Raw genomic sequence first — 15,006 nt, 5'->3', positions numbered from 1 at the left:
CGGCGCAAGACTTCGCGGCTGCGGCGCCGTATACAGGGGCGCGCGGAAGACGACTCCCGTCCTCCGCGCCGCGCCAAGGACGGATACGGGTCAGCCGCTCATGAAAATCGTCACCTGGAACGTGAACTCGGCGCGCCAGCGCCTCGCGCATCTGGAGACCTTCCTGCGCGAGTCGGCGCCGGACGTCGTCTGCCTGCAGGAAATCAAGTGCACAGACGAGGCCTTTCCCGCCGCCGCCATTGAGGCGCTCGGCTACAATGTCGCCGTGCACGGGCAGAAAACCTTCAACGGCGTGGCCCTGCTGTCGCGCCTGCCGCTGGAGGACGTCCGGCGCGGCCTGCCCGGCGACGACGGCGACCTGCAGGCGCGCTACATCGAGGCGGTGATCTCCGCAGGCGGCGGCGCCGTGCGCGTCGCCTCCATCTACCTGCCCAACGGCAATCCGGTGGCCACGGAGAAGTTCGCCTACAAGCTGGCGTGGATGGAGCGGTTGCGCGCCCACATGGCGGCGCGGCTGGCGGAGGAGGAAATCGCCGTCTTCGCCGGCGACTACAACGTCATTCCCGAACCGCGCGACGCCAGCGATCCGGCCGCGTGGACCGGCGACGCCCTCTACCAGCCGGAAAGCCGCGCGGCGTTCCGGGCCATCCTCAATCTCGGCTACACCGACGCCCTGCGCGCCTGCACCGACGCCGGCGGGCTCTATACTTTCTGGGATTACCAGGCCGGGGCCTTCCAGCGCGATTTCGGCATACGCATCGATCATGCGCTGCTGTCGCCGCGGGCGGCTGACCGGCTGCGCGGCGTCGCCATCCGCCGCGACGTCCGCGCATGGGAGAAGCCCTCGGACCATGCCCCGCTCGAGGTGACGCTGGACGTCGGCTGACCCCGGGGCGCGGCCGGCGCCGTCCGCCCCGCGCTCCCTCGACGCGCCTCCCCTGGCTGGCGCCCTTCGATGCGGCTCCCCCTGGATGCGCCTCCCCTGGACGCGCCCTGGGGGCCCCGCCGCCGTCCGCCGTTATTTGCGGCCGCGGCTTTCCAGATAGGCCTGGGCGGCGCTGCGGTCGCTGTCGGAGGCCAGCGCCAGCGCCTGGTCGTAAAGCTCGTGAATCCAGCCGTCCTTGAGCGGATCTGCCTGGTTGCGCGCCAGCGTCAGCCACATCAGGCCGCGCGGCGTCTGGCGGGCGACATTGCCCTGGCCGGTGACCAGCAGATGGCCGAGCAGCGCCTGCGACGGCGCGTGATTCTTCTCGGCCGCGAGGTTCAGCCAGCGGGCGGCGAGACGCGCGTCGCGCGGGCCGCCCTGGCCCGCGAGGCACAGCCGCGCCAGATTGTACTGGGCGTCCGGATCGCCATAGTAGCTGGCGGCGTGGAGGAACAGTTCGCGGGCGCGCTGCGGGTCCTTGCGCACATAGGTGCCGGGGATGCCCTCAAGGTAATAGGCGCCCAGCGCCACATAGGCGTTGGAGGTGAAGCGCGCGGCGTGGCGCGAGCCGTCGTCGCCTTCCTGCACCACGCGCGAGAAATATTCGAAGGCTTTCAGGTCGTCGTGCGGAACGCCGTCGCCTTCGGCGTACATGCGCCCCAGCTTCCACTGCGCCGGGCCGTGGCCGCGGCTGGCGGCGTATTCCAGCGCCTGCAGGGCGCCGGCGATGTCGCCGGCGTTATAGGCGCGGATGCCGGCGCGGAACGCCTCGCGGCCTGACCGGAACCGGACCGGCGCCGGCGCCAGCGGCTCGACGGCGACGCCGGGCTGGCGCAGGGTCTCGCGGCCGTCGGCGGCGTAGGCGGCGGCCGCCTCGCCGGCGGGCCGCCCGGCGGCGTCGGCCTCTGCCTCCGCCTGCGGCGCGGCTGCGGCGCGGGGCGCGCGCGGCGGCTTGACGATGCCGGCCAGGGTTTCGGCAAGGGCGCGGGAGGAAAGAAAATCGCCGTCGCGCAGGGACGGCGGCGGGCGCAGCGCCGGCTCCGCGCCGGCGTCACGGGGAAGCTCCTGGAGCGGGGGCATGGCCGCCGGCGACGACGACGGCGCTGGTATGTCCGCCCCGGACGCCGCGCCGCCCATGCAGAGGACGACACCCACCACAATGATGCGACCGCCAGATAAGCGCATGTCAGACACCCTGGCGACGGATCCCGCCGCCCGCAAAGTCACGGACGCCCCGCGCGACGCCCCAGCAAGTTTCCGTCGCCCCGCCGCAGCAGAACCGGCGCCGCCCGCGCGGTCCCGTGACCGGCACGTTTCATTGCCACAGGGAACGGCCAGTTGAAAAGGCGTACAGCCGCGTTCAGGAAGCGCCAGACGGCCGGAGACCTGTATTGTCGCCGGCGAAGCTACCGTGAAATGCATTTATGGCGCTGCGGAGGCGTCGCCGCAGCCAGACCGCGTCCGCGCGCGGAAGCCGGAAACCGTTGTAAAAACGCCACATCTGACCGGGTCCGGCGGTCCGGAACCGCCCTGCCCGGCCTTGCGCGCCGCCTGGCCGGAGACGTCCGCCATTTCCCGTAAACAGCGACGCCGCCCTCCCTGCGGAAGGCGGCGTCGCGCACGTGCGGAACTGCGGCGGCCGGAGCGGTCAGCCGAGGCGGGCGAGCGCCTCGGCGAGTCGGGCGCGACGCTCCCCGGCGTCGGCGAGGCGCTCCTTCTGCTCCTCCACCACCTCCTCCGGAGCGCGGCGCAGGAAATCGGCGTTGCCGAGCTTGGACTCGATCTTGCGGATCTCGGCGGCCAGCTTCTCGATCTCCTTGCCGAGCCGGGCGCGCTCGGCGTCGAAGTCGATCACGCCTTCCAGCGGCAGCGCCACGGTTCCGCCGCGCACCAGCAGCTGGATCGACTGCGCCGGAACCGAATCGACGAAGGAGATCTCCGAGATGCGCGCGAGGCGCCGGATGGCGTCGGTCCACGCCGCCACGGTGGCGCGCACGCTTTCCGGCGCGCCGACGATGGCGAGGGGAATCTGCGCGCCCGCCGGCACGTTGGTCTCGGAGCGGGCCGAACGCACGCCGCTGATCAGCTCAACCACCCAGCCGAGCTCGGCCTCGGCTTCGGCGGCGTCCACCGCCGGGGCCGCCGGCCAGGGCGCAAGGGCCAGCACGCCGCTGCGGCCGCCGGCCGCCGCCGCGCTGGCCTGCCACAGCTCCTCGGTGATGAACGGCATGAACGGGTGCAGCAGCTTGCAGATGTCGTCCAGCACGTAGCTGATGACGGCGCGGGTCTCCTCCTTCGCCGGGCCGTCGGCGCCCTGCAGCACCGGCTTGGCCAGCTCCAGATACCAGTCGCAGAACACGTTCCAGACGAAGCGGTAGGCGGCGCCGGCGGCGTCGTTGAAGCGGAAGGCTTCGAGCGCCGCGGTCACCTCGCCGGTGGTCCGGCCCAGCTCGCCCAGCGCCCAGCGGTTCAGCGGCTGGCGGGCCGAGGCCGGATCGAATCCGGCGTCGCGGCGGCAGCCGTTCATGGCGGCGAAGCGGGCCGCGTTCCACAGCTTGCTGGCGAAGTTGCGGTAGCCTTCGACGCGCTGGGTTGAGAGCTTGATGTCGCGGCCCTGGGCGGCCATGGCCGCAAGGGTGAAGCGCAGCGCATCGGCGCCGTAGCGGTCCATCAGCTCCAGCGGGTCGATGACGTTGCCCTTCGACTTCGACATCTTCGCGCCCTTCTCGTCGCGGACCAGGGCGTGCAGATAGACGTTGCGGAACGGAACCTGGTCCGTGACGAACAGGCCCATCATCATCATCCGGGCCACCCAGAAAAAGATGATGTCAAAGCCGGTGACCAGGGTGTTGGTGGGGTAGTAGCGCTTCAGCTCCGGCGTGTCGTCCGGCCAGCCGAGCGTCGAGAACGGCCACAGGCCCGAGGAGAACCAAGTGTCCAGCACGTCCTCGTCGCGCACCAGGAAGCTGGCGGCGCTGGCCGGGTCGGCGGCGTAGGCCTCGGCCTGCGCCGGCTCCAGGGCGCCGCGCTCAACCGCCGCCGCAAGGGCGACGGGCAGCACCTCCTCGAAGCTCTCGCCAACGTAGACCTCGCCGTCCGGCGTGTACCAGGCCGGAATCTGGTGGCCCCACCACAGCTGGCGGGAGATGCACCACGGCTCGATGTTCTCCAGCCACTGGAAGAAGGTCTTCTCCCAGTTGGCGGGAATGAAGCGGGTCTCGCCCTCGCGCACCTTGTCGAGGGCGCGCGCGGCCAGCGGCTTCACGTTCACGTACCACTGGTCGGTGAGGAAGGGCTCGATCACCACGCCGGAGCGGTCGCCGTGCGGCGCCATGTGCACGTGCGGCTCGATCTTCTCCAGCAGGCCGCGCTCCTCCATCATCGCCACGATGGCCTTGCGCGCCTCGAAACGGTCCATGCCGTGCAGCGCCAGCACCGCCTCGAGGTCGTCGCCCTCCGCCTCCTCGAGGAAGGCGGCGTTGTGCTTCAGGTCAAGGCGGGCCTCGGCGTCGAACACGTTGATCAGGCGCAGGCCGTGGCGGCGGCCCACCTCAAAGTCGTTGAAGTCGTGCGCCGGGGTGATCTTCACCGCGCCGGTGCCCTTCTCCGGATCGGAGTACGGATCGGCGATGATGGGAATGAGGCGGCCCACCAGCGGCAGCTGCACCATGCGGCCGACGAGACCGGCGTAGCGTTCGTCCTCCGGATTCACCGCCACGGCCACGTCGCCGAGCATGGTCTCGGGGCGGGTGGTGGCGACGACGATGAAGCGGTCCGGCTCGGCGGCGAGCGGATAGCGGAAGTGCCAGAGACTGCCCTTCGTCTCGACCTGAACCACCTCAAGGTCGGAGATGGCGGTCTGGAACCTGGGGTCCCAGTTCACCAGGCGCTTGTCGCGGTAGATGTAGCCCTGGCGGTAGAGCTCGACGAACACCCTGGTGACGGCGCGCGACAGGCCCTCGTCCATGGTGAAGCGCTCGCGCGACCAGTCGCAGGAGGCGCCGAGGCGCTTGAGCTGGTTGATGATGGTGGAGCCGGACTGCGCCTTCCACGCCCACACCTTCTCCAGGAATTTCTCGCGCCCCAGTTCGCGCCGGCCCGGTTCGCCGCGCTCGGCCAGCTGGCGCTCCACCACCATCTGGGTGGCGATGCCGGCGTGGTCCATGCCCGGCTGCCACAGCACGTCCTTGCCGCGCATGCGCTCGAACCGGCACAGAATGTCCTGGAGCGTGTTGTTCAGGGCATGACCCATATGCAGCGAGCCCGTCACGTTCGGCGGCGGGATGACGATGCAGTAGGGTTCGGCATCCTTGCGGTCCGCACGTCCGGCGCGGAAGGCCCCCGCCTCGTCCCAGAGGCTGGCGACGCGCGCCTCGACGGCTGCTGGCTCAAAGGTCTTGTCCATGTCGCGACTTTACCATCAGTGCTGGGGCCGTCCGGACGGGGCGCGGCGCGGCCGGGGCGTCGCGCCCTGGCGCCGGCGGCGTGCCGGCGCAGGCGCGAACGGTGGAGATCAGGCGGCGAAGCCGGCCCGCGCGGGCCGGACCGTCGGCGAAAAGACTGCCCAACGCAATCGGGGAAAAGCGCGCAAAATGCAACCGGGCGCCGCGCGGTCGCGCCGTCCTGACGCGCCGGCCGCCGGTTTCGCCCGGCCGCGCCGGCTCAGGACCAGCCGTCCGGACGCCCGGAGCCGCGCGCCAGCAGCTCGAGCTGCTCCGCCACCAGCCGCTCGACGATCGCCGGCAGATTCGCCTCCAGCCATTGCGCCAGCATTGGCCGCAGCATGTCGGTCACGGTTTCCTCCATGGTGCGGGCGCGCTCGGCGGCGACCCGCCGGGTGAGCGCGTCGAAAGCGCCGGAGATGCGGGCGGCGGCGGCCGGCGACACCAGCGGGCCGGAGGCGGCGCCGTTCGCCGGCAGGCCTGGATGGGCGGAATGGTGGGCCACGGCCACGCCGAACACGGCGCCGCCGCGCGGCAGGTGGTCAGCCAGCGTCGCGGCGCCATGGACGGCCGCCTGCTGGACGGCCTCCTGCGCCGGCGCGGGCGGCTGCGGCTCCGGCTGCTGCGGGGGCTCAGGCTGCGGCGCGGGTCCGGCGGCGGGCGCCTGCGGCTCCGGCTGGAGAGCGGCGGCGGCCCAGGCGCTCTCGCCCTCCGCCAGCGCCGCGTCCAGCGCCGAACGGGCGATGCGCTCGATCTGTTCGGAGACGGTGCGGCTGACAATGTCAGGAAGAGCCGCCGCGTGCTGCTCCGGCGCGGGCGGCCCGGCGCGCGCGTCCCGCGGCCGATAGTCCACCGGCGGGGCCGGGGCCAGACGCACCGGCGGACGACGCGTCGCCTGGGCGGCGGGCGCGGCTTCCGGAGCTGGCGGCCGGGCCGGCTCCGTGGCCCGGCGCGGCGCGCGCGGGCGGGCTTCCTCCAGCGGCATGCCGAGCGCCGCCTGGTCAGCGGCGATGATGCGCCGGATGGAGCCGAGAATCTGCTCCATGTCGGGATCAACAGGCTTCGCCGTCACGCTGCCCCCGTATGATGCTGTTCCGCCAGCGGCCATTGTATCGCCCCGCCCGGCGCCAGGCCGCGCCATGCGTCAGCGGTCCCTGCGCCCGGCGCCGGCCGGAATTTTCTGCAATGCCCCGTTGCGCCGCAAGCGTCGCCCGCGCGCCGCCCGCGACCTGTTCATTCATAACGCCGGACCGGCGTCCGCGCCGCCGCCCGCGTCAGCGCCCGCCGGGCGTGCCCAGGCCGATCCACTTGTCCTTCACCTGGTCGAAGTGGACCTTCGGGTCATAGCTGGCGACGCGCAGGCCGAGGTCGCGGGCCGTCAGCCGGCCGATGGCCGCCATGACGTTGTACGAGGCCACCACGCGGTCGCGCTGGGCGATGACCAGCAGCACGCGCGAGTTCAGCAGGTCCTGCTGGGCGCGCAGCACGTCATAGGTGGTGCGCTGGCCGACCTTGGCCTCCTCGCGCACGCCGGCGAGGGCGATCTCGTTGGCCTTCACCTGGGCGGAGGCGGATTCGATCTGCGCCCGCGCCGCCTCCAGCATGCTCCAGCTGGAGACGATGGCCGCCCGCACCTGGTCGCGGTAGATGTCCACGCTGATCTGCGCCTGGGTGGCGCGCTCCTTGGCCTGGCGGGTCTGGGCGTAATACTGGCCGCCCTCATAGAGCGGCACGGTGAGCTGCGCCACCACGCTGGCCTGGGAGATGGCGTCGCCGCGCACATTGTTGTCGAAGGAGCGCGAGACGCTGGCGTTGAGCCCCACCTGCGGCTTGAGCGCGCCCTCGGCGACCTTCACCTGCAGCTCGGCGGCGTCGGCGCCGTGCAGGGCGGAGATGATGGCCGGATGCTGGCGCAGGCCAAGGTCAATGGCCGCCTGCAGGGTCTTCGGCAGCCGGGGCTCCAGCGACTTTCCGGGGGCCAGCCTGCCCGGCTGCTCGCCAATCACCCGGCGGTACTCGGCGATGCTGGCCTTCAGGTTGGCTTCGGCGGCGGAAAGCTGCGAGTGGCCGCCGGCCAGGGCGGCCTCGGCCTGGGCGACGTCAGTGCGGGTCACCTCGCCCACGGCGAAGCGGTCGCGCGTCTGGCGCAGCTGCTCCTGCAGCACCTCGATGTTGTTGCGCTGCAGGTTCACCGTGGCGGTGTCGCGCAGCACGTTCATATAGGCGGTGGCGGCCTGCAGCAGCGTGTTCTGCTCGTCATTGCGCAGCGACTCGCGCTGGCCGAACACCTGCGACTCGGCGGCCCGCACCGAATTGCGGGTGCGCAGGCCGTCGTACAGCGGCTGGCTGACGCCGATGCCGACGGCGCCCGGATAAAGGTCCGTGTTGCCGCCGCCGGTGGGCAGGCCATGGCTGTTGCGCGCCGTGTAGCCCACGCTGGCGGTGGCGTTGATGCGCGGGCGCATGCCCGATTTGGCGATGGCCACGTTCTCGTCGGCGGCGCGCAGCGAGGCGCGCTGCGAATTCAGGTTGGGGTTCGCCAGATAGGCCTTGGCGAGCGCGCCATCCATGGTCTCCGCCATCACCGCCGGGGCGACGGCCATGGCGACGCCCGCAACCGCGCCGAAGAGGATGGATCGCTGAAAACCACGCATCGTCGTCACTTGCCTACCTCACCCTGGGGCGCACGCGCCCGCCGTGGCGTCCTCACCTCAGCGGCGGCGTCATGCGCAGGACCGTCCTGACGCACGCCGCGACGCTGCCCGTCGCGCCCTCCGTCCCCTTCGCCGCGGAGCGCGCGGCCGCGCCGCCTGTCCGAATCCGGAAAGGCGCCGCATGCGGACAGTCGCCGAAAGGAGGGCGGCCTGTCCAGTGCGCCGGATGGTCCCAAACCATAAATTAACCAGCCGGATTTACGGACGCGATTCGGAAACCAGGGCGCGGCGCCCGCCCCGCAGGCGCCGCCGCCGCCGACCTCGCCGCCCCGGCCCCGGCCTGCCGTACATTTAAGCCAGAGTTTTCAATAATGCATGCGCCCGGGGACGCGCCATTTCCTTCCGCGCGCCGGAAAACGCCCGCATCCGCGTGCAAAAAAGTCACAGAACGCGCAAAAAAAAACGGCCCCGCCAGCAAAGACGGAGCCGTCCGGCGACCGGACGTCGCCTGTTCCCGCCCCGCCGCCTGGCGGCGGGCGTTCAGAACACGAAGCCGGCCGGTTTCCCGAAGCCGGGCAGCACCGGAGCCCAGGCGTTCACCACCACGGCGCTGCTGTTCACGCCGGCGCTGCGGCGGGTGATGACGATGCGGTTGGCGCTGTCGGCAGCCTCAACGCCGACGATGGCGCCATCCTCGGCCAGCTGGGCTAACAGCGCTTCCGGCAGCAGCTGGTAGCCGCCGTTGATGAGAATGGCGTCATAGGGGCCTTCCGCGGCGCAGCCGGCGGCGAGCGGGCCGGCCGTGACGCTGACGCCGGAAACGCCGTCGGACGCGAGGCTGGCCCTGGCGGCGGCGGCGAGGGCTTCGTCCTCCTCCACCGCGACCACGGCCGCGCCCATGCGCGCCAGCAGGGCGCACTCATAGCCGGAGCCCGCCCCGACCACCAGCACGCGCAGGCCGTCCACCGGACCGAACGCCTGCAGCATGCGGGCGACCACCAGCGGCGGCAGCATCACGCGGCCGCCGCCGAGCGGAATGGCCACGTCGCCATAGGCCACGGCCCGCGAGGCCTCGGGCGCGTAAATCTCGCGCGGGGTCTCGTCGAAGGCCGCGATGACAGGAAGGCTGGTGACATCAAAAGTGCGCACCTGGCGGTCAACCATGGTGCGACGTGCAGCGGCGAAATTCTGCATGACTCCCTCAGACGGGGTCCTGAACGGGCGTCCCGCAGCGGGATCCCGGAACCGCCGGTCGGGCGCTGGCGTACTGGCGACCGCTCCGGCGCGCCGCCGGAGCGCTGCGCGTCCGGCCGCCGGGGGCCTCCGGCTTGTGTTTCGCCCAATAGCCCCGGCATGCCCGGAATGCAAGCGCCGCGCACGCGCTCTCCCCGGCCGGCCGCGGGCAATGTGACGCGTCCGGGCGGTTCCGGGCGCGCCTTCCCCGCATGTGGACCCGGCGCCAGTTACAATACAGGTGGAGAAAAACGGCGTCGCCATGGAGGCGGGAGTGGCTCCCCGGGCCGGATTCGAACCAGCGACCAACCGGTTAACAGCCGGTTGCTCTACCGCTGAGCTACCGGGGAACGCCTTCTCACGCGCATGCGGGGCATGCGGAGCGTCAAGCGCGCCAGCTTCTGCAGGAGAAGGTGGCTCCCCGGGCCGGATTCGAACCAGCGACCAACCGGTTAACAGCCGGTTGCTCTACCGCTGAGCTACCGGGGATCACTTGATGGCCGCGGTGTATCCGATGAGGGGCGCCCGTGCAAGTCCCGCAACGGCGAATTGGGGCCGCCGCGCCCGCCGCCTGTGCACGGCGCCCGCCGCAGGTGTGGACAAGTGCGCCGCCAGCGCCGCCCTTGGGAAAACCTGGCCGGCGGACCGGGAAAACGCGTCCGGGGGAGTTGCCCTCGGCCGGCGCCCCGGCTATTACCGCGCCCAGAGGCCTCGTGGCGGAGTGGTTACGCAGAGGACTGCAAATCCTTGTACCCCGGTTCGATTCCGGGCGAGGCCTCCATCTCCCCGACCGTTCATTCGCCAGAATGATGTCCCGGCGACGCGCGCCAGTCGCGGCGCGTTTCTGGCGTGCAGGCTCCACTGGGCAGCATTCCGCCGTGGGCGGCGCTGCGGCGGCCGGCGCGCCGTCGCCGGTCGTGACCCCGGTCTTTCCGGCCGGCCGGGCCTTCGGTCCCCCTTCCCCTTATTCCCCCGTCGTGGCGTTCATTGAGGCGTCCCCTGCACGGCCCGGCGGCGCGCAGGCAGCATGCGTCTCCGTCTCGCCAGCGGCCTGATCCGCGGCGGGGCCTGTCGCCCGGCCCCGTTCCGCATCCGCCTGGGGCGCGACGCTGAGGCGGGCGAACAGCGCGCCCATCTCTTCCGGCGTGCGGCCGGCCGGATCGCGCAGCCACTCCAGCAGGAACGAGCTCACCGCGCCGGCGTAATAGGCGCTGACGAACCGCTGCGTGGCGGGGTCGGCGCCGGGACTGACCCCCGGGGCGAACATCATCATGCGGGCGATCTGAGTGGTGAAGGCCCGCAGGGCGCCGCCGCCGGCGTCGCCGCCCAGAATCAGGCGGTACAGCCGCGGCTGGCGGCCTGCGCGGGTGAAGGCGTCGGCGGCGACGCGCTCCACCCAGTCCTGAAAGACGGGGCCGCCTTCGGCGGCGAGCTGGCGGGCGAAGGCGAAATGGTCCGCCATGTCTTCCTTCAGCCGCTGTTCGAGCATGGCGTCGATGCTCTCGAAATGGCGGTAGAAGGTCTGCCGGCCCACCGAGGCGCGCTCGACGAGATCGGTGACGGTGATGTCGGCGTAAGGGCGTTCGGCCAGCAGCTGGTCGAGCGCCTCATACAGCGCCCGGCGGCTGCGGCGCTGGCGCGCGTCGAGCCGGACGCCTGCGGTGACGGTCATCTCTCCTCCTGGCGGACGTCGCCGTCCGTTCCTGTCCTGCGCGCGGGCGCCGCCGCGACGCCCCGCCGCCGGCGCCCCGGAGGAATGGCCGGCGAGGCGCAGGGCCCTGCATCCGTCCGCCGGACCTGGCGCCGCAACGCGCCTGTTTCCCGCTTTCTGCATAAAGGCATTTGCCGGCGCCCGCCACCACAGGCGCCGCCATGCGTCATGAAAAACCCCGGGCGTCGGCGGGCGTGATGGCGCGCGCGGACGCGCGCCGGCATACTGGCGCCCGCAACGACAGCAGCCCCGACGCGGGGGACACTCCGGGAGAAACGCCGTGAGCGACTATTTCCGTCTGCGCCAGATCGCGCTCGCCACCGACGACCTCGGGCGGGCCATCGACGACATCCGGCACGTGTTCGGCGTGCGCCTCGCATACCAGGATCCGCACGTGGCGAAATACGGCCTGCACAACGCGCTGTTCCCGTTCGGCCTCGCCTTCATCGAGGTGGTGGCGCCGTTCAGGGAGAACACCGCGGCAGGCCGGTTCATGGAGCGCACCGGCGGCGTCGGCGGCTACATGGCGATATTCAACTGCAGCGACCCGGAGCGGCGCGGAGCCCACGCAGCGGCCATGGGCGTGCCCACCGCCCACGCCATCTCCGACGGCGGCTTCACCGCCGTTCAGCTGCACCCGCGCCAGTGCCGGGCGACCATGATCGAATTTGACCACACCCCCGGAGAGGCCGATCCGATGGGGCCCTACTATCCGGCCGGCGGCGACGGCTGGCGGGAGGCCATCTGCACCGACGTGACGCGGGGAATCCGCGAGATCATCGTCGAAAGCCCGGACCCGCACGGTCTCGGCCGCCACTGGGCCCGGCTGGTGGAGAAGGATTACCGGCCGGAGGGCGACGGCGGCCGCATCGACGTGGACATGATCAACATCCGCTTCGCGCCCGCGCCGGCGGGAACGCGCGAGAGCCTGCGCGCCGTCGTGGTGGAGACCGCCGACCCGCAGGGCGTGGCGCGGCGCGCGGCCGAACGCGGCTACCCGGCCGACGGCGACGGCTTCCGCATGTGCGGCGTGCGCTTCGTTACGGTGTGAGCGCCGGCGCGGGCCAAGCCGGCGGCCCTTCCGGCGCCGCCGCCTGCCGCGCCCTTTCCCGCCTCCCGTCCTGCCCGCCTCGCGCCCTCCCCGCCGCCTGCATCGCGCCTGCTCCGCCTGCCGGCGCCCGCGGCCGTCGCGCCCGCCGGCCTTGCGGACGCGGACCCTGCGAACGCCGGATCGTCGCGCGGCGTCGGCGCGCCCGGTCCACTGACGCCCGCGCCCCGACGGCAAATAACGCTAGGGCAGCGGCAAGTCTGGCGTTATAGATAAATATATCTACTTTCATATTTTCCGTTGATTCATGGACTCTTGCTGGATTCTGCGCAAAATTCTTCAGGAATATCTGCAGATGGAGTGAAGCGCAATGCGGCGGACAACGATCGACCAGCTCGTTGAAGAAGCGAAAGGCGTCATTTCCGGTGAACTGGCCAACGGCCAGCTGTTCATCATCCGGCTCTGCGAGGCGCTTGCGCTGCCGGCGCCTGACTTCGCGCGCGAAGACGACAGCGACAACCATTACGTCTTCGAAAAACTCGTCAGCTTCGGCGCCCTCAACGGGCGCCAGCGACTCGGCCGCATCGACCTGTTCAAGCGCGGCTGCTTCGTGCTGGAGACCAAGCAGTCGACCCTCGCCCGCTGGCGCGACCAGGCCGGCAGGCGCGATCCGACGCTGCGCGGCGCCCTCGCCTGGCGCCGGGCCATGACCGCGGCCCGCATGCAGGCCGAGCACTACGCCCGCGCCCTCCCCGAGCCGCCGCCTTTCCTGATCATTCTCGACATCGGCCGGGTCATCGAGCTTTACGCCGATTTCTCCGGCGCCGGGACCGGTTACGCGCCCTTTCCCGACGGCGGCCGCCACCGCATTTTCATGGAGGACCTGCGCCTGCCGGAAATCCAGCGGCGGCTGCGGCTGGTGTGGAGCAATCCCCGGCTGCTGGCGGCGGAAATGCGGGTCGCCCCGGAGCCCGGCGACGACGCGCTGACGCGCTACCTGCTGGACCGTTCCGCCGCCGGAGCGCGCCGGCGCCCGGCGCCGCCCCGGGCGGGCGAGCGCTTCGCGCCCTGCCTCGACCTGCGCGCCCGCGACCGGGGCGGCCGCATCCTGGTGTGAGGCGGCCGGCGCTTTGACATCGGCGCCGCGGAGCCCTCTATTGCGCAGGCTCACCGCCCGCAACAGGGAGAAGACGCATGTCAGGCGCCGTTTTTGTCAGCACCGGATGGCTCGCGGAACAGCTCGCCGGCGCGGCTCCGCCGGCGGTGGTGGACGGCAGCTGGCACATGCCCGGCTCCGGCCGCGACGCCGCCGCCGAATTTCTCGCCGGCCACATTCCCGGCGCCGTGCGGCTCGACATCGACGAGGTCCGCGATCCCGCCTCACCCCTGCCGCACATGCTGCCCCCGCCGGAGCTTTTCGCCTCCGCCGCGGGCGCGCTCGGACTGTCGGAGGACCGGACCATCGTGGTCTATGATTCGGCCGGGCTGTTTTCGGCGCCGCGGGTGTGGTGGATGCTCAGGGTGATGGGCGCGCAGCGGGTCCACATTCTCGCCGGCGGCCTGCCGAAGTGGCGGGCGGAGGGCCGGCCGCTGGAATCCGGGCCGGCGCGTCCGGCGCCGGCGACGTTCCGCGCCCGCCCCCTGCCCGACGCCGTCGCCACCGCCGGCGACATGCGCGGCTGGATCGCCGGCGGCGGCCGCCAGATCATCGACGCGCGTCCGGCGGAGCGGTTCACCGGCGCGGCCCCGGAGCCGCGCCCCGGCCTCGCCAGCGGCCACATGCCGGGCGCGCGCAACGTGCCGGCGGGCTCGCTGGTGGCGGACGGCGCGCTGAAGCCGGCCGACGCGCTGCGGCGGGCGTTCGCCGAGGCCGGAGTGGACCTGTCGGCGCCGGCGGTGACGACCTGCGGCTCGGGCGTCACCGCGGCGACGGTGGCGCTGGCGCTTTACGAGCTGGGCGCGCCGCTGCCGCGCCTTTACGACGGCTCCTGGAGCGAATGGGGCGCCCTGCCCGACGCGCCCGTGGTCACCGGGCCGGCGTAAGCGGCCGCCGGCCGGCGCAGCCGGGGCGCGCCGTGCCCCCCGGGGTCAGGCCCGGCGTGACGGCCGGGGAACTGCGGGCGCGCCATGGCCCGTTCGCGGGCCGGGGCCGCGGTTCGGCGGGCGCGCGCGCAAGGCCTCCCGCGCGCACGGCGCCGCGGCTCCGGCCGCGCCCGCGTCAGTGCCCCAGGACCTTGCCGAGAAAAGCCCGCGTGCGCTCGTGCCGGGGGCTGGAGAAAAACGTCTCCGGATCGGCCTGTTCGACAATCCGCCCGCCGTCCATGAAAATCACCCGGTCGGCGATGCGGCGGGCGAAGCCCATCTCGTGGGTCACGCACACCATGGTCATGCCGTCGCCCGCCAGCTCCACCATGACGTCCAGCACTTCCTTCACCATCTCCGGATCCAGCGCCGACGTCGGCTCGTCGAACAGCATGATGCGCGGGTTCATGCACAGGGCGCGGGCGATGGCCACGCGCTGCTGCTGCCCGCCGGACAGCTGCCCCGGATACTTGTCCGCCTGATCGGGAATCCGCACGCGCTCCAGCAGCGCCATCGCCTGGGCCTCGGCCTCGCGGCGGCTGAGACCGCGCGCCCGCATCGGCGCCAGCACGCAGTTCTCCATCACCGTCAGATGCGGAAACAGGTTGAACTGCTGGAACACCATGCCCACGTCGCGCCGCACCCGCTCGACAGCCCGCAGGTCGCTGGTGAGCGTCACGCCGTCGACGATGATCTCGCCGCACTGGTGCTCCTCCAGACGGTTGATGCAGCGGATCAGCGTCGACTTGCCCGACCCGGACGGGCCGCAGATCACCACCCGCTCGCCCCGCGCCACCGTGAGGTTGACGTCGCGCAGCACGTGGAAGTCGCCGTACCACTTGCCCACGCCGCGCATCAGGATGGCGACGTCGTTCTCCAGGCGCGCGGGCGTCCCGGGAGGCGGCGGCAGG

At 72.0% G+C, this 15,006-nt stretch carries 11 protein-coding genes and 3 tRNA genes; 5 read left to right on the top strand and 9 right to left on the bottom strand.

Features of this window, described 5'->3' with window-relative positions:
* Positions 1-100: 100 nt before the first annotated feature.
* Entirely contained in the window at positions 101-886 is a 786-nt protein-coding gene (gene xth, locus ACFFJB_RS06885; protein WP_376830511.1) for an exodeoxyribonuclease III, read from the top strand.
* A 132-nt stretch (positions 887-1,018) separates the two neighbouring features.
* Here the strand turns inward: xth and ACFFJB_RS06880 are convergent, their stop codons facing one another.
* The 7 genes from ACFFJB_RS06880 to ACFFJB_RS06850 form a co-directional block, all read right to left on the bottom strand.
* Entirely contained in the window at positions 1,019-2,005 is a 987-nt protein-coding gene (locus ACFFJB_RS06880; protein ID WP_376830510.1) for a tetratricopeptide repeat protein, read from the bottom strand.
* Between the two features lie 568 nt (positions 2,006-2,573).
* Positions 2,574-5,330 (bottom strand): valine--tRNA ligase, encoded by a 2,757-nt coding sequence (locus tag ACFFJB_RS06875; protein ID WP_376830509.1) that lies wholly within the window; start codon positions 5,328-5,330, stop codon positions 2,574-2,576.
* Positions 5,331-5,587: 257 nt separating this feature from the next.
* Entirely contained in the window at positions 5,588-6,439 is an 852-nt protein-coding gene (locus ACFFJB_RS06870; protein WP_376830508.1) for a PopZ family protein, read from the bottom strand.
* Between the two features lie 202 nt (positions 6,440-6,641).
* A complete protein-coding gene (locus tag ACFFJB_RS06865) occupies positions 6,642-8,021 on the bottom strand; it encodes a TolC family outer membrane protein (protein ID WP_376830507.1) in 1,380 nt (459 codons plus the stop codon).
* Positions 8,022-8,561: 540 nt separating this feature from the next.
* Entirely contained in the window at positions 8,562-9,215 is a 654-nt protein-coding gene (locus ACFFJB_RS06860; protein WP_376830506.1) for a protein-L-isoaspartate O-methyltransferase family protein, read from the bottom strand.
* A 314-nt stretch (positions 9,216-9,529) separates the two neighbouring features.
* Positions 9,530-9,604 (bottom strand) — tRNA-Asn (locus ACFFJB_RS06855).
* Between the two features lie 64 nt (positions 9,605-9,668).
* Positions 9,669-9,743 (bottom strand) — tRNA-Asn (locus tag ACFFJB_RS06850).
* Between the two features lie 218 nt (positions 9,744-9,961).
* Between ACFFJB_RS06850 and ACFFJB_RS06845 the strand changes: the two genes are divergently transcribed.
* Positions 9,962-10,035 (top strand) — tRNA-Cys (locus ACFFJB_RS06845).
* Positions 10,036-10,218: 183 nt separating this feature from the next.
* Here ACFFJB_RS06845 and ACFFJB_RS06840 read toward each other — a convergent pair.
* Positions 10,219-10,926 (bottom strand): TetR/AcrR family transcriptional regulator, encoded by a 708-nt coding sequence (locus ACFFJB_RS06840; RefSeq protein WP_376830505.1) that lies wholly within the window; start codon positions 10,924-10,926, stop codon positions 10,219-10,221.
* A 319-nt stretch (positions 10,927-11,245) separates the two neighbouring features.
* Between ACFFJB_RS06840 and ACFFJB_RS06835 the strand changes: the two genes are divergently transcribed.
* From ACFFJB_RS06835 to sseA, 3 genes are all read left to right on the top strand, one after another.
* A complete protein-coding gene (locus tag ACFFJB_RS06835) occupies positions 11,246-12,016 on the top strand; it encodes a VOC family protein (RefSeq protein WP_376830504.1) in 771 nt (256 codons plus the stop codon).
* Between the two features lie 367 nt (positions 12,017-12,383).
* On the top strand, positions 12,384-13,130 hold the full coding sequence (locus tag ACFFJB_RS06830; RefSeq protein ID WP_376830503.1) for a type IIL restriction-modification enzyme MmeI: 747 nt from the start codon (positions 12,384-12,386) through the stop codon (positions 13,128-13,130).
* Between the two features lie 77 nt (positions 13,131-13,207).
* Positions 13,208-14,056, top strand: coding sequence for a 3-mercaptopyruvate sulfurtransferase (gene sseA / locus ACFFJB_RS06825; RefSeq protein WP_376830502.1), 849 nt, complete (start codon positions 13,208-13,210; stop codon positions 14,054-14,056).
* A gap of 175 nt (positions 14,057-14,231) precedes the next feature.
* Here the strand turns inward: sseA and ACFFJB_RS06820 are convergent, their stop codons facing one another.
* Positions 14,232-14,951, bottom strand: coding sequence for an amino acid ABC transporter ATP-binding protein (locus tag ACFFJB_RS06820; RefSeq protein ID WP_376832576.1), 720 nt, complete (start codon positions 14,949-14,951; stop codon positions 14,232-14,234).
* Positions 14,952-15,006: the final 55 nt, after the last annotated feature.

This window comes from Camelimonas abortus (genome assembly GCF_042432745.1).
Lineage (GTDB): Bacteria > Pseudomonadota > Alphaproteobacteria > Rhizobiales > Beijerinckiaceae > Camelimonas > Camelimonas abortus.
The sequence above is the reverse complement of the archived record's forward strand: the minus strand, read 5'-3'. Positions and strand labels throughout refer to the sequence as shown.